The 21,471-nt window shown below is 70.3% G+C and carries 17 protein-coding genes; 11 read left to right on the top strand and 6 right to left on the bottom strand.

What is annotated here, in order from left to right:
* Nucleotides 1–87: 87 nt before the first annotated feature.
* The 4 genes from IG86_RS0100775 (at nt 88) to IG86_RS0100760 (ending at nt 2,354) form a co-directional block, all read left to right on the top strand.
* A complete protein-coding gene (locus tag IG86_RS0100775; RefSeq protein WP_030817023.1) occupies nt 88–405 on the top strand; it encodes a cupin domain-containing protein in 318 nt (105 codons plus the stop codon).
* A gap of 150 nt (nt 406–555) precedes the next feature.
* Nucleotides 556–783 carry a DUF5326 family protein gene (locus IG86_RS0100770; protein ID WP_030647385.1) on the top strand — a complete coding sequence of 76 codons (228 nt, stop codon included), beginning with the start codon at nt 556–558 and terminating at the stop codon, nt 781–783.
* A gap of 277 nt (nt 784–1,060) precedes the next feature.
* Nucleotides 1,061–1,807, top strand: a complete 747-nt coding sequence (locus tag IG86_RS0100765; protein WP_234315954.1) for an IclR family transcriptional regulator — start codon at nt 1,061–1,063, stop codon at nt 1,805–1,807.
* A gap of 97 nt (nt 1,808–1,904) precedes the next feature.
* Entirely contained in the window at nt 1,905–2,354 is a 450-nt protein-coding gene (locus IG86_RS0100760; RefSeq protein ID WP_030647381.1) for an SsgA family sporulation/cell division regulator, read from the top strand.
* A gap of 92 nt (nt 2,355–2,446) precedes the next feature.
* Here IG86_RS0100760 and IG86_RS0100755 read toward each other — a convergent pair whose 3' ends face one another.
* Nucleotides 2,447–3,823 (bottom strand): YibE/F family protein, encoded by a 1,377-nt coding sequence (locus tag IG86_RS0100755; RefSeq protein WP_051784902.1) that lies wholly within the window; start codon nt 3,821–3,823, stop codon nt 2,447–2,449.
* Between the two features lie 211 nt (nt 3,824–4,034).
* Here IG86_RS0100755 and thiC point away from each other — a divergent pair, with 211 nt between their 5' ends.
* Complete coding sequence (gene thiC / locus IG86_RS0100750; RefSeq protein ID WP_030893958.1) at nt 4,035–5,822, top strand: phosphomethylpyrimidine synthase ThiC; 1,788 nt, start codon at nt 4,035–4,037, stop codon at nt 5,820–5,822.
* A gap of 605 nt (nt 5,823–6,427) precedes the next feature.
* Nucleotides 6,428–7,378: a hypothetical protein gene (locus tag IG86_RS43855; protein ID WP_244305755.1), complete on the top strand. Its 951-nt coding sequence runs from the start codon at nt 6,428–6,430 to the stop codon at nt 7,376–7,378.
* A gap of 84 nt (nt 7,379–7,462) precedes the next feature.
* Here the strand turns inward: IG86_RS43855 and IG86_RS0100740 are convergent, their stop codons facing one another.
* Entirely contained in the window at nt 7,463–8,551 is a 1,089-nt protein-coding gene (locus IG86_RS0100740) for a glycosyltransferase (protein ID WP_051784901.1), read from the bottom strand.
* Nucleotides 8,552–8,874: 323 nt separating this feature from the next.
* On the opposite strand from IG86_RS0100740, the gene IG86_RS44990 reads away from it, so the two are divergent.
* Nucleotides 8,875–9,651 (top strand): collagen-like protein, encoded by a 777-nt coding sequence (locus IG86_RS44990; RefSeq protein ID WP_053216830.1) that lies wholly within the window; start codon nt 8,875–8,877, stop codon nt 9,649–9,651.
* 21 nt (nt 9,652–9,672) lie between these two features.
* Here IG86_RS44990 and IG86_RS0100730 read toward each other — a convergent pair whose 3' ends face one another.
* The 3 genes from IG86_RS0100730 to IG86_RS0100720 form a co-directional block, all read right to left on the bottom strand.
* Nucleotides 9,673–10,488, bottom strand: coding sequence for a membrane protein (locus tag IG86_RS0100730; RefSeq protein WP_030893951.1), 816 nt, complete (start codon nt 10,486–10,488; stop codon nt 9,673–9,675).
* Nucleotides 10,489–10,637: 149 nt separating this feature from the next.
* Nucleotides 10,638–11,942 carry a metallophosphoesterase gene (locus IG86_RS0100725; protein ID WP_385871240.1) on the bottom strand — a complete coding sequence of 435 codons (1,305 nt, stop codon included), beginning with the start codon at nt 11,940–11,942 and terminating at the stop codon, nt 10,638–10,640.
* A gap of 260 nt (nt 11,943–12,202) precedes the next feature.
* Entirely contained in the window at nt 12,203–13,318 is a 1,116-nt protein-coding gene (locus IG86_RS0100720) for a LacI family DNA-binding transcriptional regulator (protein WP_030028209.1), read from the bottom strand.
* A 361-nt stretch (nt 13,319–13,679) separates the two neighbouring features.
* Here IG86_RS0100720 and hisC point away from each other — a divergent pair, with 361 nt between their 5' ends.
* Nucleotides 13,680–14,759, top strand: coding sequence for a histidinol-phosphate transaminase (gene hisC / locus IG86_RS0100715; protein WP_030817004.1), 1,080 nt, complete (start codon nt 13,680–13,682; stop codon nt 14,757–14,759).
* A 13-nt stretch (nt 14,760–14,772) separates the two neighbouring features.
* Here hisC and IG86_RS0100710 read toward each other — a convergent pair whose 3' ends face one another.
* The gene (locus tag IG86_RS0100710; RefSeq protein ID WP_107051790.1) at nt 14,773–15,141 is read right to left on the bottom strand and encodes a cyclophilin-like fold protein; all 369 of its coding nucleotides are present in this window, start codon (nt 15,139–15,141) and stop codon (nt 14,773–14,775) included.
* Between the two features lie 189 nt (nt 15,142–15,330).
* Here IG86_RS0100710 and IG86_RS0100705 point away from each other — a divergent pair, with 189 nt between their 5' ends.
* Genes IG86_RS0100705 through cydD form a run of 3 tightly spaced genes read left to right on the top strand, consistent with a single transcriptional unit; the run spans nt 15,331 to nt 21,454 of the window.
* A complete protein-coding gene (locus tag IG86_RS0100705; RefSeq protein ID WP_030817000.1) occupies nt 15,331–16,836 on the top strand; it encodes a cytochrome ubiquinol oxidase subunit I in 1,506 nt (501 codons plus the stop codon).
* A gap of 18 nt (nt 16,837–16,854) precedes the next feature.
* On the top strand, nt 16,855–17,856 hold the full coding sequence (gene cydB, locus IG86_RS0100700) for a cytochrome d ubiquinol oxidase subunit II (RefSeq protein ID WP_030647345.1): 1,002 nt from the start codon (nt 16,855–16,857) through the stop codon (nt 17,854–17,856).
* A gap of 19 nt (nt 17,857–17,875) precedes the next feature.
* The gene (cydD, locus tag IG86_RS0100695) at nt 17,876–21,454 is read left to right on the top strand and encodes a thiol reductant ABC exporter subunit CydD (RefSeq protein ID WP_030816998.1); all 3,579 of its coding nucleotides are present in this window, start codon (nt 17,876–17,878) and stop codon (nt 21,452–21,454) included.
* Nucleotides 21,455–21,471: the final 17 nt, after the last annotated feature.

Genomic DNA, 21,471 nt, shown 5'->3' with positions numbered 1-21,471 from the left:
GTCTGATCGTGGCAGAGAAGATCCCGGTGGGACATCCGCAGATCAGCGGATGCGAGGGAACGATCGAGTACAAGGGGCACAACCACGATGAAAGCCTTCCGGCTTGACGACCTCGAAGCGGAACGGGCCGCCAACGACGGCGCCTATCTGCAGTTCCTGCGCGAGCGGAACATGTCGGTCGGGCTGTACGCGCTCGACGCCGGCCAGACCGATCCGCAGCGCCCGCACGGTCAGGACGAGGTGTACTTCGTCGTCAGCGGGAGGGCCTCGATCACGGTCGGGGAGGAGACCACCACCGTGGCGCGCGGCAGCGTCGTCTACGTCCCGGCGGGCGTCCCGCACAAGTTCCACCACATCACCGAGGACCTGAAGGTGATGGTGGTGTTCTCTCCGCCCGAGGGCTGAGCGGCGGCGCGGGTGAGGGTCGCGGCCCTGATCCCCCTAAGGGGCGGATCAGGGGACTCCGGGGGCTCGCGGGCCCCGATCGGCGCCCGCTGACTCCTAGCATCGAGAGCAGGAAGTCACAGACGGGAAGACCGGGAAGAGGTCGAGGACATGAACGGCATCCGAGAGATATTCGCAGGCATGCCCTGGTGGGTGAAGTGGGTCGCCGTCCCGCTGCTGGCCCTGTTCGTCTTCGGCGGCGTCATCACCAGCATCCTGGGCGCACTGATCTCGTTCGCCTTCAAGCTGCTCCTCTTCGTCGGCCTCGTCGGCGGTCTGATCTTCGTCGTGAAGAAGCTCGGCGGCGGAACTTCGAAGTCCTCGTCCGGCGAGTGGTAGGTGACGGGCGGGGGCGGCTGCGGGATTAACCCAGCTGAGGGAACGTGGCGCCCTGAACCGCTCACGGCCCCGGAATCGGTCGATAGAGTCGCGATCTGTGCCGTTGCCTGGGCACCGAGAGCCGGTATCACCCCCTGACCTGTGGTGATGCCGACGACCCGCCGAGCGCGACCCCCAGGACCGGCATGCGCGGGGGTGACCCCCGCCGAGCGGGTCACCCCTGAAGGCCCGCCACCACGCCTGGGGGTGAGCTGTGTCTGCGGTCCACAATGCCGGTGTGCCGACACTGATCGGTTCGGTGCAGAGGGCGCTGAGGCTGCTGGAAGCCGCGGGATCCCACCGTGAGGGAGCCCCGGCGAAGCAGCTGGCGCGTGAGGCCGGGCTCCCGCTTCCCACCGCCTACCACCTGCTGCGCACCCTGACGCACGAGGGCTATCTGCGCAGAGAGTGCGGAGTCTTCGTACTCGGCGACGCGGCCTGCAGGCTGGCCGGCGGGGGACTCCAGCAGAAACGTCGCAGCATGATCCTCGACTCGCTCGCGCACTTCCGCGACGTGGTCGGGGCACCCGTCTACTTCGCGGTCTACCGCGAGGGTGAAATCGAGGTCGTGGGCGTCTCGGACACCCCCGGCAGTCCCGCGTGCGAGGAGTGGGCCGACTTCCGTGCGACGGGATACGCGCACGCCATCGGGCAGTGCCTGCTCGGCCAGCTCGACGAGGACGCGCGCAAGGACTATTACGACCGCCATCCGGTAGAGGCCATCACCCCTTATACCGTGCGCGATCTGCGCTCCTTGGAGAACCGGATCGGGGCCCTCGGGCGAATGCAGCCTGTAATCGAGCGGCAGGAATATGCCCTCGGCACGGTCTGTGCCGCCATCCCCATCACGGCCGGGGATGCGGCCGCAACTATGGCCATTTCTTTGCCCCTGCATCAGGAAGATCGATTGCTGTATGTAGTCGATCGACTACGGAGTGAAGTAGGCGCGCTGTTGAGCACCCTCTCGTTCTCTATCAGTATCTGAAAACTCACTCCTTGTGATCTGCTAGCGCTTCCACCACTCTTGTCAAGAGGGCCTTGGGGGATCATTCCTGGCCACTTCCACTACAGCGGGGTAGTCAATGCGCGAGTCGGTACAGGCAGAGGTCATGATGAGCTTCCTCGTTTCCGAGGAGCTCTCGTTCCGGATCCCGGTGGAACTCCGGTACGACGCCCGTGATCCCTACGCAGTCCGCCTGACCTTCCACCTTCCCGGAGACGCGCCCGTGACCTGGGCGTTCGGCCGGGAGCTCCTCCTCGACGGCATCAACAAGCCGTGCGGAGACGGCGATGTGCACATCGCCCCCACCAGCCCGGAGGAGTTGTCCGACGTCCACATCCGGCTCCAGGTCGGCGGCGACCGGGCCCTTTTCCGTGCCAGCGCGGCGCCGCTCGTCGCGTTCCTCGACCGCACCGACCGGCTCGTTCCGCTCGGACAGGAGCGGAACACGGGCGACTTCGAGGAGCACCTGGACGAGGCGCTCGGCAGAATCCTGGCCGAGTCGAAGCAGAACGAGCAGAACGCCGGCTGAGCCGCGGCCGGACCGAACCGCCGTTCGCACCGAACCGCGGCTCATCCTGAACTGCGGCCCGTCCTGAACCGCCGCTCAGGCTGAACCGCCGTTCAGCGCTTGCGCCGTCGGCCCCGGCCGCGCACCGGTCCCGAAGCCGGTGCGGTGGCCGGGGACTCCGGCCGGTCCGCGGAAACCACCAGCGCGGCGAGCGCCGTCGTCACGGGCACCGAGGCCACCAGCCCGATCGAGCCCACGAGGGTCCGTACGATCTCCACCGCGACCAGCTCGCTGTTGGCCACCGACCCCATGCTGCTGTTGGCGATAGAGAACAGCAGCAGCAGGGGGAGCGCGGCGCCCGCGTAGGCCAGCACCAGGGTGTTGACCACCGACGCGATGTGGTCGCGGCCGATCCTGATGGCGGCCCGGTACAAGGACCGCGGGCCCATCGACGGGTCGGCCTGGTGGAGTTCCCAGACCGCCGAGGTCTGGGTGACCGTCACGTCGTCGAGCACACCCAGCGAACCGATGATGATGCCGGCGAGCAGCAGACCGCTCATGTCGATGTCCGGGTAGAGCCCGTGGATCAGCCCGGTGTTGTCGTCGGTGTTGCCGCTGAGGAACGCCCAGTCGATGAAGACCGAGCCCAACAGGCCGATCAGCAGCAGCGACACGAGCGTGCCGAGGACGGCCACCGACGTACGGGCGGTCAGGCCGTGGCACATGTAGAGCGCGATCAGCATGATCGCGCTCGCGCCCACCACCGCGACCACCAGAGGGTTCGACCCCTGCAGGATGGCGGGGAGGATGAAGAGCGTCAGCACACCGAAGCTGACGACCAGGGCGATCAGCGCGAACAGCCCGCGCATCCGCCCGACGAGCACGACCGCCAGCGCGAAGATGCCGGCCAGCACCGCCAGCGGCAGCTTGCGGTTCACGTCGATCACCGAGTACTGGAGGTCGCGGGGCGCGTCCGGGGCGTACGCCACCACCACCTCCTGGCCGTCCGCCAACTGCCGTGGCGCGCCCGGCTGGACGATCTCCACGAAGGTGCGTCCCTTGTCCGGGCCGCTCCCGATCTCGACGGTGGCCTTCTTGCACTCGCCGGTCTGCGCCGCCCGGGCCCCGCCGCCCGACGGGGCGGAGGCCCCACCGGCCGCCGGTACCTGCGCGGCGTTCACGGACTTGCAGTCGACGTTTTCCAGCGAGACGACCTTGGCCTGCTGGGTCTGCCGGTCGAAGCCCACCCCGGTCCGCTCGTGCCCGGGCGTGCCCCCCGGCCAGAGGACTGCCATGCCGACGAAGACGGCGACGGCGAAGGGGATCAGTACGGCCGCGATGACCTTGCGCAGGTGCTTCGAGACGGGGGCGGCTGGGCCATGGCCATGGCTGTGGGAATGGCCGGAGGAATGCCCGTGGCCGTCGTGCGCGTGGCCGGAGTGCGCACTGGGCTCGGTGGGCTCGGTGGGGGGCTGCGGCGAGGACGTCACCAGCAGATCATCGCAAGAGATGAGGGGGCCCACTGTTCAGCACGCCATGGATGACGCTAGCGTGGGGGCTACTTTGCACAACGCGGGAGCTCGGAGCACCGGGCTGAGAGGACGCTGATCACCGTCATCGCATCACAGATGCGTACGGGAGGAGGCTGCGTCGACCGCCGAACCTGTTACCGGGTAATGCCGGCGTAGGGAGATAGGTCTCATGACCATTCAGCACGCACGCACGCCTGCCGTCAGCCAGGACGGCGACGGCTCGACCGAGCGCAAGCCGGGCTGGCACAAGGGCTACGTGGCGGGCTCCCGCCCCGACATCCGGGTGCCGGTCCGCCAGGTCCACCTCACCAACGGCAAGGACGTGACGCTGTACGACACGTCCGGTCCGTACACCGACCCGCAGATCGAGACCGATGTGCGACGGGGCCTCGCGCCGCTGCGCGAGAACTGGATCATCGGCCGCGGCGACACCGAGGAGTACGCCGGCCGCCCGGTGCGCCCCGAGGACGACGGCATCAAGCACACCTCGCCGCGCGGTGGCCTCAAGAACCTCGACGCGGTCTTCCCCGGCCGCCCCCGCCAGCCCCGCCGGGGCCGTGACGGAGCCGCCGTCACGCAGCTCGCGTACGCCCGCCGGGGCGAGATCACCCCGGAGATGGAGTACGTCGCGATCCGCGAGAACGTCTCCCCCGAGGTCGTCCGCGAGGAGATCGCCGCAGGCCGCGCGGTGCTTCCGGCGAACGTGAACCACCCCGAGATCGAGCCGATGATCATCGGCAAGAAGTTCCTGGTGAAGGTCAACGCCAACATCGGCAACTCCGCCGTCACCTCCTCCATCGAGGAGGAGGTGGAGAAGATGACCTGGGCGACCCGTTGGGGCGCGGACACGGTCATGGACCTCTCGACGGGCCGCAACATCCACACCACCCGCGAGTGGGTGCTGCGCAACTCGCCCGTGCCGATCGGCACCGTGCCGCTCTACCAGGCGCTGGAGAAGGTCGACGGCCGCGCCGAGGAACTGACCTGGGAGATCTACAAGGACACGGTCATCGAGCAGGCCGAGCAGGGCGTCGACTACATGACGGTCCACGCCGGCGTGCTGCTGCCGTACGTGCCGCTGACCGCCCGCCGCAAGACCGGCATCGTCTCGCGCGGCGGCTCGATCATGGCCGCGTGGTGCCTCGCGCACCACAAGGAGAACTTCCTCTACACGAACTTCGAGGAGCTCTGCGAGATCCTGGCGACGTACGACGTCACCTACTCGCTGGGTGACGGCCTGCGCCCCGGTTCCATCGCGGACGCCAACGACGCGGCCCAGTTCGCCGAGCTGAAGACGCTGGGCGAGCTGAACACCATCGCCAAGCGCCACAACGTCCAGACGATGATCGAGGGCCCGGGCCACGTCCCGATGCACAAGATCAAGGAGAACATCGACCTCCAGCAGGAGATCTGCGAGGAGGCGCCGTTCTACACGCTCGGCCCGCTGACCACGGACGTCGCGCCCGCGTACGACCACATCACCTCGGGCATCGGCGCCGCGATGATCGCCTGGTGGGGCACGGCGATGCTCTGCTACGTCACGCCCAAGGAGCACCTGGGCCTGCCCAACCGGGACGACGTGAAGACCGGCGTCATCACGTACAAGATCTCCGCGCACGCGGCGGACCTGGCCAAGGGCCACCCGGGTGCGCAGGAGTGGGACGACGCCCTGTCCGACGCGCGGTTCGAGTTCCGCTGGGAGGACCAGTTCAACCTGGCCCTGGACCCGGACACGGCCCGTGAGTTCCACGACGAGACCCTTCCCGCCGAGCCGGCCAAGACCGCGCACTTCTGCTCCATGTGCGGTCCGAAGTTCTGCTCCATGAAGATCTCGCAGGACATCCGCCGTGAGCACGGCGGGGACCTGAAGGCCGATGAGATCCAGGCCGGCATGGCGGAGAAGTCCGCCGAGTTCGCGGCCTCGGGCAACCGCGTCTACCTGCCGCTGGCCGACTGAGGCCGATCGGCCGGACAGGACGGCAGGACCCGGCTGACGGGCGGACCCGCGACCCATGGGGGGAGTCGCGGGTCCGCCCGTTTTTCGTGCCGTCGGGAGATGGGGCGGGGCCGTGTTCGCCACGGCGGCCATTGGTGTCGCATCGATAGTCCGATGAGTGGACTTGTCTGCGCGGTGTCCCGCCGCTGAGGGCCGCGGTTCCCACGCTACCGATGTGGCCGGACAGGCCGGCCTCCATCGTTCGATCGGTTTCGAGAAGGAGTGGTATGCGCCCCGAGAACAGGTCCAGGTCGCCCCTTGGCCCGCTGCCCAGGAGCAGCTGGCGCAAGGCAGGCACGCTCGCGTCGCTCGCCCTGGTGATGATGGGGATGGCCAGCCCCGCCGTCGCCGTGGCACAGAGCGTCCAAGCGGCTGAGCGGGTCACCGCGGCGAGCCCCACGGGTGGGGACGACTGCAGGCCGAATGGTCATCATCACCGCCCGGACCACCGCCCGGACCGCGGTCCCGATCAGGGGCCGGACCAAGGACCGGACTTCAACCCGGACCAGGGCCCGGACTTCAACCCTGACCACGGTCCGGACGAGGGCCCCTGGGCGGCGGGCCTCATGGCCGGCCCCAACGGCGACGACAGGTGTGAGCAGGGCAGGCCCGGACCGACAGGACCGACGGGCGCCACTGGCGCCACCGGTGCCACCGGCGCGACGGGTGCGGACGGCGCCGACGGCGCTGACGGTGCGACGGGCGCCACCGGCGCCACGGGCGCGACGGGCGCGACGGGCGCCGACGGTGCGACGGGTGCCACCGGCGCGACCGGCGCGACCGGTGCTGACGGTGCGACCGGTGCCACGGGCGCGACCGGTGCTGACGGCGCTGACGGTGCCACGGGTGCGACCGGCGCCACGGGTACGGACGGTGCTGACGGCGCGACCGGTGCCACGGGCGCCACAGGTGCGACCGGCGCCGACGGTGCCACGGGTGCGACCGGCGCCACGGGTGCGACCGGTGCCACGGGTGCGACCGGCACGGACGGCGCCACGGGCGCCACGGGCAGCACCGGCACCTCCGGGGTGAACGGCGAGGACGGTGCCACCGGAGCGACCGGCGCCACGGGTACGAATGGCGCTGACGGTGCCACGGGTGCCACGGGTGCCACCGGCGCGACGGGCGCCACCGGTCCCTGCAGCGACATCGACAGCTACGCGCCCTCGAACACCGAGTCGTTCAGCGCCGTCCTCACGAACGGCATCGCCTACGCCGGTCGCGCGAGCACGACCGGAGGTGTTCCGGTCTGGCAGAACATCACGGACGCCGACAACCCGGGTTTCCCCTTCGGTCGGGCCTGCGGCATCTCGATCATCGACCAGGGCAACAACGCCTACATTCAGGTCCTGACCACCGACAACAGGGTCTACCAGACACACGGTGACACCAACATGAACAACTTCGTCTGGGACGAGGGGTGGTTCGAACTGACCCCCGGCCCGACAGGAGTCCTCCGCGGCAAGTCCTTCAAGGGGGACACGATGCGCGGAGCACCCATGAACCGCCTCCCCTAGGAGGGCTCGCGCAGAGGGGCCGGACGCATCCCGGATCGTGACGGATGCGGCCGGCCCCTCGGCCGTTCGACGGCGGCGGGGCCCTCAGGCCACCACCTGGTACTCCGGGCCGAGCTTGGACAGGGCGAACGCACGGTTCTCGCCGACGCGTTCGCGCTGGCTCTCCGGAAGCCCGCCCTCCCGCAGGAGTCGGTCGCAGCACTCCAGCGACTCCTCGTACGCGCCGACCCAGTAGGCGGCGACCGCGAGCTCGTCGAGCGCGCGCCACTCGTACCAGTCGAACTCGACGAACAGGATGTCGTCGGGGCGCGGGATCCGCGACGCCTGACGGGCGAACAGGTACGCCAGCTGGAAGCGGCCTTCGAGCCGGCACAGGCGCGCCAGGTCGCCCAGCGCCTCCGCCCGCCCGGGGCGGTTCTCGTGGGCGCGGAGGTAGCGGTCCATCACCTCGGCCGGCGGCCGCTTGAGGCCCGCCGCGAGCCGCGCCGCGTAGAGCTGGGCACAGAAGGCCTCCTCGGCGAAGCCGCCCATGGTCGCCCGGTGGTCGTAGGCGGCCAGGGACTTCTCCGGTTCGCCCGCGTCCCGCCAGCTCTGGGCGAGATAGAAGGCGTAGCGCGCATTCCCGGGCTCTTCGCGCAGGCCCTTTTCGAGGATCCCGGCATCGCGCAGGTACTTCTCCCGGCTGCCCCCTTCGCCCTGGCGGGCTCCGCCGCCGACGATGCGGATATGGAAACCTTCGACGACCCCCCGGGTGAACGGCGCGTCGCAATCGAGGTACTCGTGCAGAACGCCGACGTATTTCCAGGGCAATCGGGTGGAGACGAGAGCGGGCCGCCAGTGGATGACGGGCCGGTGGTGCACCGCGACGCCGTACGAATCGAAAGTGAGCTCCGGCATCAGGAATCCGGGGTCCACCTCGATCACGTCGTCCGCGTCGAGGAACAGCAGGTAGTCGGCGCTGGAGCGGGCCAGGTCGATCGCCTCGGTGCGGCTGCCGTCGAATCCCTTCCAGGGGCGTTCGTGCAGGACACCGGGAAGGTCGGCGAAGAATTCCCGGATGATCTCCTGGGTGCCGTCCGTCGACCCGGTGTCCACGATCACCCAGGTGTCGATCAAAGGGCGTACGGATTCGAGACAGCGCCTGATCACCGCGGCCTCGTTCTTCACGATCATGTTCAGACAGATTTTTGCTTTCAAGGATCCCGTCCACGGTGGTGGTGAAGACGATCGTGAGGCGACCGTAGGGATCCGGCCAATGGGGTGCAAGGAAGCCACGATGAGAGCCGCCATTGGGGGCCTGTTGCTGGGCCGATGAGATGACTGCCGAGCGAGGCGGCGGGTTTCTGCAAATCCGATTTCCCCACTATGGCCGAGGCGGCCCGCCCGGGCCGATCGCACATCGTTCGATCCGGTTTCGAGAAGGAGCGGCGTATATGAGCCCCGTGAGCAGGAACAGGTCAGCCCTTGGCCCGGTAGCCCGCCGGCGGAGTGCTGTGGTGAAGGGAGGTGCGCTGGCGTCCCTCGCCCTGGTGGTGGCGGGCATCGCCAGCCCGGCGTTCGCCACGGCACAGACCGTCCAGGCGGCCGAGACCGTCCGGACGGCGAGCCCGGCCGGTGGCGGCGACTGCAAGGCGAAGGAGGATTCAACCTGGGATCCGAGGGCTGTGGGCGCCCAGGCGGGCCCACGCGGCGGCGATGAGTGTGAGGGCAAGCGGGGTCCGACGGGCCCTACGGGTCCGCGCGGCCCGCAGGGTGAGCCGGGCGAGGACGGCCAGGACGGCGCGACCGGTGCCACGGGTGCGACCGGCGCCACGGGTGCGACCGGCGCGACCGGCGCCACGGGTGCGACCGGCGCGGGCGCCTGCGTGGACGTCGACGCCGTCCGCGACAACAACGACCGCGAGTTCAAGGCGGCACTCACTCCCGACGGCATCACCTACGCCGGTGTTCGCGAGATCCAGAACACCACGGTGGGCCCCTGGATCTGGTACGACCTCACCACCAACGAGGAGGGTGACTACCCGACCGGCGCCTGCGGGGTCTCCATCGGCCACCAGGCCAACCGGCTGGTCATCGAAGTGATCACCGTCGGCGGCGAGATCTGGGAGACGTTCTGCGACGTGAACCCGGGCACTCCCGACCAGCTCGAGTGTGACGGAGTGTGGAACGACGCGGTACCGCAGCCCAACCCGGGCGACCCGCCGCCGCTGCGTACCCACGCACAGCCGATCCGTCCCATGGACCCCAACCACCTGCCGAAGGCGCTGAAGTAGGTCCGGTTCCGGCCGGAGCACCTACTCCGGCCGGTGGTCCGGGCCTCCGAAGTCCGGGCTGGTGAAGTCCGGTGGCGTGTAGCCGGGAGGGGAGCCCTGCGCAGGGGCTCCCGGACTGGTGAAGTCGGGCCGGGTGTACCCCAGACTGGGGATGCGCCCGGCCCCTGGCGTGCGGGGGGTCGGAAAGCCCGGGCCCGCACTCGGATCGGCCAGCGCGTCCCGCAGGAACGGGATGATGCCGCGCTCCAGCAGGGCGTGGCGCCAGGCCTCGCGGGCCCGCGCCACCTCGTCGGGTATCGCCTCGGTCTCGTCCGCCACCACTTCGGTCGCGCTGTTGCGGACGGCCGTGACCAGAAGCCCGATGACGGCGAAGAGCAGGGCGGCCGCGGTGAGCGCCCCGAAGAGCCAACCCGCCGTCAGCATGGTCTGCGCGAAGGCCGGTTCGGGCTCGATCATCTTCAGGATGTAGCCGACGAGCAGGAAGATCAGCATGGCGGTGCCCGCCAGGACCGGCGCGAGGACCGCGACCACGGCGCTGACGCCCGCGCCGCCGCTGCTTCGGTCGCCGTCCTCGTCCCCCGTCGTGGCGGGTGCGGAGAGCACCCCGTCGCGTCGTTCCCCGCGGACCTTCACGTAGTGGTCGTACTCGGCGGCGGCCGCGGCCGCCAGCAGGGCGCTGGCGCCCTGGGCCATCGTGCGCAGCTGTTCGGCGTTCAGCCGTTCGCCGAGACTGGCGAGTTCGGGCCGTTCGTTCGCGGCGCGCAGTGCCTCGTCGATGAGCCGGTCGAACTCCGGTCGGTCCTCGGTCAGCAGGTGCGGAGCGCTGGTCATGTGCATCCCCCGATGCTCCGTAGAAGCCGGTTTGCCGCGCGTAGACCCGGGTGCCGGCTGGAACGGAGGAGAGCCTGCTACGGATAGAGCGATGGTAGAGCGCCCACACCACGCCGTGACAGGGGCTTTCCGGAAATACCCCTCTGCGTAAGCTCTCAGTCGCTCAGGGGAAGCCGTACGACGAGCAGCTTGCCCGCCATCGTCACGCCGCCGTCCATCGCGATGGCGAGGCCGTCCGCGTAGACGTGCGGGCCGTCCACGGCCTCCGGTCCGCGCGAGTCGTCGCCGTCCTCGGTGCCCACTTCGCCGAGCAGGTACGGGATGGGGCTGTGGCCGTGCACGACGCGGCTGCCGCCGTAGGTGTCGAGGAGTTCGCGGACGGCCTGGGGGCCGGTCTCCTCGTCGCGGAAGGCGAACCGCTTGGTGAACTTCCGGAACAGATCCCACGTGATGTCGACGTCGCCCCGATTGAGGAGCTCGTGAATGGTGTCGTTGACGTCCTCGATGGAGTCGCCGTAGTCGAGGTAGGCCGTGGTGTCGGAGTGCAGCAGCAGGTGGCCCTCCTCCAGCACGGCCGCGTCCAGCCGCGACATCCACTGCAGGTGCACGTCCTGCAGGCGCTCCATGTCGGTGCGCTGGCCGCCGTTGAGCAGCCAGGCGGCCTGGAAGGTGGCGGTGCCGGCGCCGGAGACGACGGGGGTGTCGCCGAACCGCTTGGCGCCGATGAGCAGCAGTTCGTGGTTGCCCATCAGGGCCTTGCAGTAGCCGCCGGCGGCGGCCGCCTCGGCGGACAGCCGCATGACGAGGTCGATGACGCCGATGCCGTCGGGGCCGCGGTCGGTGAAGTCGCCGAGGAACCAGAGCCGGGCGTTGCCCGCGGACCAGCGGCCCTCCGAGTCGATCAGACCCTGGGCGCGCAGTTCGGTGACGAGCTCGTCGAGGTAGCCGTGGACGTCGCCGACGACGTACAGCGGGCCGGGCCCGGCGACGTCCTGCGGGACGTACTGGACCTGGACGGTGTCGCCGGGGCCGCCGAGCGCGCCGGAGCCGATGACGGGGAGGTCCCGGTAGGTCGGGGTGTAGCCGTCGGGTTCGTCCTCCTCGGGGCCGCCCTGGCTCATCGTGTGCACCGGCTCGGCGTCGGCTTCGGCGTGCGCCTGAGGGTGCGGGTGGCCCTGGCCGTGCGCGTGCAGGTGCTCTTCCTGGCGCGGGGCGTGCCGGGGATCGTGGCGCGGGTCCTGGCGCGGATCGTGGTGCGGGGCCGGCGGCGCGGGGGGCGCCGGAGGCTGTGGCGCGTAGCCGGGCTGCAGCGGCACCGCGGCGGTCCGTGCGTCGTCCTCGTAGTACGCGGGGTACTCGCCGTACACGGGGGCCTCGTCGGGCATACCGGTGGATACGGCGTACGGCGCGGCGGGTTCGGTGACTGGCACCCGGAAGTCCCGCAGCGTTTCCGTCCGCATCGCGGGTCCCTGACCGGCCCCCTGAGTCATCGACCCCTCCACCACCGTCGCGCTGCCGTACACCTGCGGACCCTCCTGACCTCCGGGGAGGAGGGTCCGTGATGTCGTGCGCCCATCATAGGAATGCGGCTCGCGCTGTGTGACGCACCAGGGGTGGTGAATCCTTTGCGGAGCGTATCGTTCCTACCGTTTTTGCCCGATATTGCCGTTGCTGAAATCTTGGACCGACCGCCGATCAGGCCGACCGGACGGTCTGGCGGTCAGTCCTGGGCCGGAGATCGGGGCGGGCTGACGGTCGTGCGGGGCTGCCTGCGCTGCGACGAGGTGCGGATGATCAGCTCGGTCGGGACGACCTGTTCGACCGGGCGTCCCGTGTCCACGCCCTCGATCGCGTCGATGAGCAGCTGCACGACGGCGGTGCCGATGCGGCGCGGTTTGAGGGACAGGGTGGTGATGGGCGGCTCGGTGTTGGCGTACACGGTGGACTCGCTGCAGCAGACGAGCAGCAGGTCCTCGGGGACGCGCAGGCCGTAACGGCGGGCGGCGGCGAGCAGGTCGGTGCCGTTGGGGTCGAAGAGCCCGTAGACGGCGTCGGGGCGGTCGGGGCGGGCGAGGAGCCGGTCGGCGGCCACGGCGCCCGCGCACGGGTCGTGGGCGGGGTAGGACTCGTAGACGGGGTCCTGGCCGACGCGCTCGCACCAGTTGAGGTACGCGGTGGTCGACAGGCGGGTGTAGGTGTCGGTGGTGGTGCCGGTCAGCAGCCCGATCCGGCGGGCGCCGGCGGCGGCGAGGTGGTCGAGGAGGCCGAGCACGGCGGCCTCGTGGTCGTTGTCGACCCAGGCGGTGACGGGGAGGGAGCCGGCGGGCCGGCCGTCGGAGACCACGGGCAGGCCCTGGCGGACCAGCTCGGTGACGACGGGATCGTGGTCGGAGGGGTCGATCACGACGGTGCCGTCGAGGGCGACGTTGGACCACACGTCGTGGCGTGAGGTGGCGGGGAGGATGACGAGGGCGTAGCCACGGGCGAGCGCCGCCGAGGTGGCGGCCCTGGCCATCTCGGCGAAGTAGGCGAATTCGGTGAAGGTGAAAGGTTCATCCCCGTACGTGGTCACGGTCAGGCCGATGAGGCCCGACTTGCCGGTACGGAGGGTGCGGGCGGCCGCCGACGGGCGGTAGCCCAGCCGGTCGGCGACTTCGCGAACGTGGCGGCGGGTGGCGTCGGGCAGCCGTCCCTTGCCATTGAGCGCGTCGGAGACGGTCGTGATGGAGACGCCCGCCGCGGCGGCCACGTCCCTGATGCCGGCCCGGCCCTGTCGGCCGGCGGCCCGCCGGGTGGTCTCGGTCCGGCTCACCTGATGCTTCCCTGCTGCTGTCATGGCGAGCCGATAGTAGGGCTCGGTGGGGTGGGCGGTCCGAGTGCATATGCACGCGTTGACAGGCACGTTTCTGCATGGTTCGCCACCCCCAATGACCTTGGAAATAAAGGCGTTTGATCGTTCAGGCTGGTGGTGGAGCTTGTCGGCGGGACCGGGCATGCCAAAGCGGCGCGGTTTCAACTCGGTCGCAACTCACCTGCACGAGGGATGCGCGCCACGGCGCAGGCCACCGGCGCGCGCATATATGCGCGCGCTCCCCCGCATTCCAGGCGCCCCCATTCTCGGAAGGGCGGAATCCTCATAAGGTGAGCAGTATTGAGTCGACGGCGACGTCGTACGGGACGGTCGAGGAGGACCTGCGGTGAGCGAGAACAGCCCGAAGCTGCGCGCCGAGCTGGACGGCATTCCGACATACAAGCCCGGCAAGCCGGCTGCCGCGGGCGGGCCCGTCGCGTACAAGCTGTCCTCGAACGAGAACCCGTACCCGCCGCTGCCGGGGGTGCTGGAGAGCGCGGTCACGGCGGCGGGGGCCTTCAACCGGTACCCCGACATGGCCTGCACCGGCCTGGTGAACGAGATCGCCGAGCGGTTCGGCGTGCCGGTCGAGCACGTGGCCACGGGCACCGGCTCGGTGGGCGTGGCCCAGTCGCTGATCCAGTCCACGGCGGGCCCGGGTGACGAGGTCATGTACGCCTGGCGCTCCTTCGAGGCCTACCCGATCATCACGCAGATCTCGGGCGCGACCTCGGTGCAGGTCCCGCTGACCGAGGGGGACGTGCACGACCTGGACGCCATGGCCGCGGCGATCACCGAGCGGACCCGGCTGATCTTCGTCTGCAACCCGAACAACCCGACCGGCACCGCCGTGCGCCGGGCCGAGCTGGAGCGCTTCCTGGACCAGGTGCCCTCGGACGTACTGGTGGTCCTGGACGAGGCGTACCGCGAGTTCGTGCGCGACACGGACGTCCCGGACGGCATCGAGCTGTACCGCGACCGCCCCAACGTCGCCGTGCTGCGTACGTTCTCCAAGGCGTACGGGCTCGCCGGCCTGCGGGTCGGATTCGCGGTCGCGCACGAGCGGGTGGCGGCGGCGCTGCGCAAGACGGCGGTGCCCTTCGGCGTCAGCCAGCTCGCGCAGGACGCGGCCGTGGCCTCGCTGCGGGCCGAGGACGAGCTGATGGGCAGGGTCGGGGCGCTGGTCTGCGAGCGTGCGCGGGTCCACGAGACGCTGCGGGCGCAGGGCTGGACCGTGCCGGACACGCAGGCGAACTTCGTGTGGCTGCGCCTGGGCGAGCGGACCGTGGAGTTCGCGGCGGCCTGCGAGAAGGCCGGTGTGGTGGTCCGGCCCTTCGCGGGCGAGGGCCTTCGGGTCACGATCGGTGAGCCCGAGGCGAACGACCTCTTCCTGCACACGGCGGAGGCGTTCTTCAAGGAGCTCTAGGAGCGGGCGGGGTTCAGGCCAGTTCCACGCGGACGGGATCGCCGTCGCGAACGGTGGAAAGCAGGCGGGGGTCGCCGTCGAACGAGCCGAGCACGTTGCACGGGCTCGCCAGGCGGCTCTCGCCTCCGCGTGAGATGGGCGTGGGGCCGTAGGGCAGCGCGAGGGCGTCGCCCTCGGTCCAGAACGCGACCGTGCCGGGCTCGACGACCTGCCGGGCGTCGTCCTCCAGGGCCACGGAGACGCCGGTGTCGAAGTAGACCTCCTCGCCCCAGGTGTGGGCGGAGGCGGAGATCGGAAGGGCCTCGGCCAGCGCCTTGCTGGTCGGGGTCTCGTCCAGGGTTGCGGTGAGCTGGCCCGCTGGCCAGGAGATTCGAATCTGCATGAGCCGCATTCAACAATCTGTTGAATGGATTGGCTAGAGGGGTACCCCGCGTGAAGGTCGCCGAAAGCAGTGCGCCATAATGCTTGTGAATGTGAACGCGTTCACAAGCGCGTCTGCTTCCTCCTGGTTTGAGTGGTCTCGGGAGGCGGACTTCCCTTGTGATCACGGCGACACGAAGGAGACGAGGACGTGGACCTGGCTCTGGCGCCAGAAACCCTGGCGCGATGGCAGTTCGGCATCACCACCGTCTATCACTTCCTCTTCGTGCCCCTCACGATCTCGCTCGCCGCGCTCACGGCCGGCCTGCAGACCGCTTGGGTGCGCACCGAGAAGGAGAAGTACCTCAGGGCCACCAAGTTCTGGGGAAAGCTTTTCTTGATCAATATCGCGATGGGTGTCGTCACCGGCATCGTCCAGGAGTTCCAGTTCGGCATGAACTGGTCCGACTACTCGCGGTTCGTGGGTGACATCTTCGGTGCCCCCCTCGCCTTCGAAGCGCTGATCGCCTTCTTCTTCGAGTCCACCTTCATCGGGCTGTGGATCTTCGGCTGGGACAAGCTGCCCAAGAAGATCCATCTGGCCTGCATCTGGATGGTGTCCATCGGCACCGTCCTGTCCGCCTACTTCATCCTGGCGGCCAATTCCTGGATGCAGCACCCGGTCGGGTACCGGATCAACGAGGAGCGCGGCCGGGCCGAGCTCACCGACTTCTGGCTGGTGCTCACCCAGAACACCGCGCTCACCCAGTTCTTCCACACCATCACGGCCGCCTTCCTCGTCGGCGGTGCGTTCATGGCCGGCATCTCCGCCTACCACCTGGCGCGCAAGAAGCACGTTCCCGTGATGCGCAGCTCGCTGCGCCTGGGCCTCGTCGTCCTGATCATCGCCGGCCTGGGCACGGCGATCAGCGGTGACCTCCTCGGCAAGGTCATGTTCAAGCAGCAGCCCATGAAGATGGCCGCGGCCGAGGCCCTCTGGGACGGCGAGGCGCCCGCGCCCTTCTCCGTCTTCGCCTACGGAGACGTCGAGAAGGGCCACAACAAGGTGGCCGTCGAGATCCCCGGCCTGCTGTCCTTCCTCGCCAACGACGACTTCACCTCCTTCGTCCCGGGCATCAACGACGTCAACAAGGCCGAGCAGGAGAAGTTCGGGCCGGGCGACTACCGGCCCAACATCCCGGTCGCCTACTGGGGCTTCCGCTGGATGATCGGCTTCGGCATGGCCTCGCTCGGTGTCGGCGTGCTGGGGCTCTGGCTGACCCGCAGGAAGTTCCTGCTGCCGCCGGGGCTGCGCACCGGGGAGGACGAGGTCCCGAACCTGGTGCTCTTCAAGAAGGCGCTGAGCCCCAAGTTCGGCAACCTCTACTGGATCGTCGCCCTCTGGACCATGGGCTTCCCGCTCATCGCCAACTCCTGGGGCTGGATCTTCACCGAGATGGGCCGCCAGCCGTGGGTGGTCTACGGAGTCCTGCGCACCCGGGACGCGGTCTCGCCGCACGTCTCCCAGGCCGAGGTGCTCACGTCGATGATCGGCTTCACCCTGCTCTACGCCGTGCTGGCCGTGATCGAGGTCAAGCTCATGGTCAAGTACGTCAAGCTCGGCCCGCCGGAGCTCACCGAGGCCGACCTCAACCCGCCCACCAAGATCGGCGGGGACGACAAGAATCCCGACCGGCCGATGGCCTTCTCGTACTGAGGCTGAGGAGAACGCACCATGGAGCTCCACGACGTCTGGTTCGTGCTGATCGCCGTCCTGTGGATCGGCTACTTCTTCCTGGAGGGCTTCGACTTCGGCATCGGGGTACTGACCAAGCTGCTCGCCCGCGACCGAACGGAGAAGCGGGTCCTGATCAACACGATCGGACCCGTGTGGGACGGCAACGAGGTCTGGCTGCTCACGGCCGGCGGTGCGACCTTCGCCGCCTTCCCCGACTGGTACGCCACGCTCTTCTCCGGCTTCTACCTGCCGCTGCTGCTTATCCTGATCTGCCTGATCATCCGCGGGGTGGCCTTCGAGTACCGGCACAAGCGCCCTGAGGACAGCTGGCAGACCAACTGGGAACACGCGATCTTCTGGACCTCGCTGATCCCCGCCTTCCTGTGGGGCGTGGCCTTCGCCAACATCGTGCGGGGCGTGAAGATCGACCAGAACAAGGAGTACGTCGGGAGCTTCCTCGACCTGCTCAACGTCTACTCCCTCCTCGGCGGACTGGTCACCCTCACCCTGTTCACCTTCCACGGCGCCGTCTTCGCCTCGCTCAAGACCGTCGGTGACATCCGGGACCGCGCGCGGGGGATGGCGACCGTGCTGGGCCTCGTCGCTGCGGTACTGGCCCTGGTCTTCCTGATCTGGACCCAGGTCTCGCGCGGCGACGGGAAGAGCCTGGTCGCGATGGCCGTGGCGGTGCTGGCCCTGCTCGGGGCGCTCGGCTTCAACCTGGCGGGCCGCGAGGGCTGGTCGTTCGCACTGTCCGGGATCACCATTGCCGCGGCCGTCGCGATGCTCTTCCTGACGCTCTTCCCGAACGTGATGCCCTCCTCGCTCGACGCAGCCTGGAACCTCACGGTCACCAATGCCTCGTCCAGCCCGTACACCCTGAAGATCATGACCTGGCTTGCCGCGGTGGCCACCCCGCTCGTGCTGCTCTACCAGGGCTGGACGTACTGGGTGTTCCGCAAGCGGATCGGGACGCAGCACATCGTCGACGCCCACTGAGCCCGGAGGGATGTTTCACGTGAAACCGATCGACCCGCGCCTGCTCCGTTACGCCCGTTCCACCCGCCTCTTCCTGGGGGCGGTGGTGGCCCTGGGGCTTGCCGGGGCGGGGCTGGTCGTCGGGCAGGCGATGCTCATCGCCGAGATCGTGGTCGGTGCCTTCGAGGAGGGTCTCGACGGCGCGGCGCTCCGTACACCGCTGTTGCTGCTCGCGGCGGTGGCGCTCGGCCGGGCGCTGATCGCGTGGCTGACGGAGCTGGCCGCGCACCGTGCCGGCGCGGCAGTCAAGTCGGAGCTGCGGCGGCGGCTGCTGGACCGGGCCGCGGAGCTCGGGCCCGGGCGCCCGGGTGGACAGCGGACCGGGTCGCTGGTGTCGCTGGCCACCCGGGGCGTGGACGCGCTCGACGACTACTTCTCCCGCTACCTGCCCCAGTTGGGGCTCGCTGTCGTGGTGCCGGTGGCGGTGCTCGCCCGTATCGTCACCGAGGACTGGGTGTCGGCGGCCATCATCGTGGTCACCCTCCCCCTGATCCCGGTGTTCATGGTCCTCATCGGCATGGCCACCCAGTCCCGGATGGACCGCCAGTGGCGGCTCCTGTCGCGGCTGTCGGGGCACTTCCTCGACGTGGTGGCCGGTCTTCCCACGCTGAAGGTCTTCGGCCGGGCGAAGGCGCAGGCCGAGTCGATCCGCAAGATCACCGACGACTACCGGCGGGCGACGATGCGGACGCTGCGCATCGCGTTCCTGTCGTCCTTCGCCCTGGAACTGCTGGCGACCCTGTCCGTCGCGCTGGTGGCCGTGACCATCGGCATGCGACTGGTCCACGGCGAACTGGACCTCTACACCGGCCTGGTCATCCTGATCCTGGCCCCCGAGGCCTACCTGCCGTTGCGGCAGGTGGGCGCGCAGTACCACGCGGCCGCCGAAGGGCTGGCTGCCGCCGAGGAGATCTTCGAGGTCCTGGAGACCCCCGATGCCGTCCCGGCCGGTACGGCGCACCTGGCGGGCGGCGCCCCCCTGCGGATGGAGATCGACGGGGTCGCCGTCCGCTACGAGGGACGCGACGAGGACTCGCCCCGTCCCGTCTCGCTGACCGTCGGACCGGGGGAGTGCGTGGCCCTCACCGGCCCGAGCGGGGCCGGCAAGTCCACCTTGCTCCAGGTCCTGCTGGGATTCGTGCGGCCGACCGCCGGGCGGGTACGGATCGCGGGCACGGACCTGGCCGAGCTGTCCCCGGAGCACTGGCGGGAGCAGATCGCGTGGGTACCGCAGCGGCCGCACCTCTTCGCCGGGACCGTCGCCGAGAACGTACGGCTGGCCCGCCCGGACGCCGGTGACGGCGAGGTGGCCGCCGCCCTGGAGGACGCCGGGGCCTGGGAGTTCGTGTCCGCGCTGCCGCGCGGGCCCGAGACCCTGCTGGGCGAAGGCGGTGTGGGCCTTTCCGCCGGCCAGCGCCAGCGCCTGGCGCTGGCCCGGGCCTTCCTGGCGGACCGGCCGGTGCTGCTGCTGGACGAGCCGACGGCGGCGCTGGACGGCGAGACCGAGGCGGGGATCGTGGACGCGGTCCGGCGGCTCTCCGCGGGGCGGACGGTGCTCCTGGTCGTGCACCGGCCGGCCCTGCTCGCCGTCGCGGACCGGGTGGTCCGGATGACGGCCGGTCCCGCCCCCGACGTTGCCCGCCCCGGACCCGCCCTGCTCGCAGGGCCGCTCCCCCGCCCCGCAGTGTCCGGGGCGGATGCCGAAGAGCCCTCCCCTGGTGGTCTCGACCCGGACGCCGGAGAGTGGATCCTCGGCGCCGCTCCCGAGCGGGTGAGGCCCGGCGGCACCTCCGACGCGCGCGGAGCCGATCCGCTGCGCCGGGTGCGGGCGGTGGCCAGGGCATGGCAGGGACGGTTCAGGCTGGGCCTGCTGCTCGGGTCGCTCGCCGTCGGCTGCAGCGTCGGCCTGATGGCCGTGTCGGGCTGGCTGATCTCCAGGGCCTCCGAACAGCCCCCCGTCCTCTATCTGATGGTGGCCGTCACCGCCACCCGGGCCTTCGGACTGGGCCGCGCCGTCTTCCGGTACGCGGAGCGGCTCGTCTCGCACGACGCCGTCCTGCGGATGCTCGCCGACCTGCGGGTGTCGGTGTACAGGCGGCTGGAGCGCATCGCGCCCGCCGGGCTGCGCGAGCACCGCCGCGGTGACCTGCTGGCCCGGCTGGTCGCCGACGCCGATGCCCTGCAGGACTACTGGCTGCGCTGGCTGCTGCCCGTCGGCACCGCCGTGCTCGTCGGGACGGGCTCCGTCGCCTTCACCACCTGGCTGCTGCCCGAGGCCGGAGCGGTGCTCGCCGTCGGGCTCCTCGCCGCGGGCGCCGGGGTGCCGCTGGTCAGCGGTGCCTGCGCCCGCCGTGCGGAGCGCCGGCTCGCACCCGCCCGGGGAGACCTGGCCACCCGGGTGGCCGACCTGCTCACCGGCACCGCGGAGCTGACCGTGGCCGGCGCGCTGGAGGACCGAAAGGGCCGGGCCCGCGAGAGCGACGGCGCCCTGACGCGCATCGCCGCCCGGGGCGCCGCCGCGGCAGGTCTGGGCGGCGGGCTGTCCGCCCTCGTCTGCGGACTCACGGTCGTGGCCGCCGCGGCCGTCGCCGCGAACGCGGTCCACGACGGACGGCTGTCCGGGGTCGCCATGGCCGTCGCGGTCCTGACGCCCCTCGCCGCCTTCGAAGCGGTGAGCGGACTCCCCCTCGCCGTCCAGTACCGCCAGCGGGTGCGCCGGAGCGCCGAACGCGTCTACGAGGTCATCGACGCCCCCGTCCCCGTCGCCGAGCCGGAGCAGCCCGCCGCCGCTCCCGCCTCCCCCTTCCCGGTCCGGCTGGCCGGGCTCACCGCCCGCCACCCGGGTCAGGAGCGGGACGCGCTGCGCGGGCTGGACCTCACCCTGGAGGCCGGCCGCCGTATCGCCGTCGTCGGCCCCTCGGGCTCGGGCAAGACCACGCTGGCCCAGGTCATGCTCCGGTTCCTGGACCCGGCCGAAGGGTCCTACAGCCTGGGCGGCGCCGACGCGCGCACCCTCGACGGCGACGACGTACGCGCGCTCGTCGGCCTCTGCGCCCAGGACGCGCACCTCTTCGACAGTTCGGTCCGGGAGAACCTCCGGCTGGCCCGGACCGGAGCGAGCGAGGAGCAGCTGCGGGACGCCCTGGCCGCGGCCCGTCTGCTGGAGTGGGCGGACGGCCTGCCGGACGGGTTGGACACGCTCGTCGGTGAGCACGGCGAGCGGATCTCGGGCGGCCAGCGCCAGCGCCTGGCCCTGGCCCGGGCGCTGCTGGCGGACTTCCCCGTACTGGTCCTGGACGAGCCGGCCGAGCACCTGGACCTGGCCACGGCGGACGCCCTGACCGCGGACCTGCTGGCCGCGACCGAGGGCCGGACCACCGTGCTGATCACGCACCGGCTGGCCGGCCTGGAGGCGGTCGACGAGGTGGTCGTGCTGGACCGCGGCGAGGTCGTGCAGCGCGGCGGGTACGCGGAGCTGGCCGCCGCCGAGGGGCCGCTGCGCCGGATGCTGGAGCGCGAACGGGAAACGGACGGGAGTTTGGCCAACTTTCCCCTCTAATGGGGACTAACTAGGCT

The sequence above is a fragment of the Streptomyces virginiae genome, assembly GCF_000720455.1.
Lineage (GTDB): Bacteria > Actinomycetota > Actinomycetes > Streptomycetales > Streptomycetaceae > Streptomyces > Streptomyces virginiae.
This window is presented reverse-complemented; position numbering and strand designations above follow the sequence as displayed.

Excerpts from the sequence above, each read along its gene's own strand:
- IG86_RS0100725 (WP_385871240.1), bottom strand. The coding sequence starts at position 11,942 with ATGCGGACGGAAACGCTGCGGGACTTCCGGGTGCCAGTCACCGAACCC.
- IG86_RS0100740 (WP_051784901.1), bottom strand. The coding sequence starts at position 8,551 with ATGATCGTGAAGAACGAGGCCGCGGTGATCAGGCGCTGTCTCGAATCC.
- IG86_RS0100730 (WP_030893951.1), bottom strand. The coding sequence starts at position 10,488 with ATGCACATGACCAGCGCTCCGCACCTGCTGACCGAGGACCGACCGGAG.
- cydB (WP_030647345.1), top strand. The coding sequence starts at position 16,855 with ATGGAGCTCCACGACGTCTGGTTCGTGCTGATCGCCGTCCTGTGGATC.
- IG86_RS0100720 (WP_030028209.1), bottom strand. The coding sequence starts at position 13,318 with ATGACAGCAGCAGGGAAGCATCAGGTGAGCCGGACCGAGACCACCCGG.
- IG86_RS43855 (WP_244305755.1), top strand. The coding sequence starts at position 6,428 with ATGGCCGGCCCCAACGGCGACGACAGGTGTGAGCAGGGCAGGCCCGGA.
- IG86_RS0100710 (WP_107051790.1), bottom strand. The coding sequence starts at position 15,141 with ATGCAGATTCGAATCTCCTGGCCAGCGGGCCAGCTCACCGCAACCCTG.
- IG86_RS0100770 (WP_030647385.1), top strand. The coding sequence starts at position 556 with ATGAACGGCATCCGAGAGATATTCGCAGGCATGCCCTGGTGGGTGAAG.
- IG86_RS0100775 (WP_030817023.1), top strand. The coding sequence starts at position 88 with ATGAAAGCCTTCCGGCTTGACGACCTCGAAGCGGAACGGGCCGCCAAC.
- thiC (WP_030893958.1), top strand. The coding sequence starts at position 4,035 with ATGACCATTCAGCACGCACGCACGCCTGCCGTCAGCCAGGACGGCGAC.
- IG86_RS0100760 (WP_030647381.1), top strand. The coding sequence starts at position 1,905 with ATGCGCGAGTCGGTACAGGCAGAGGTCATGATGAGCTTCCTCGTTTCC.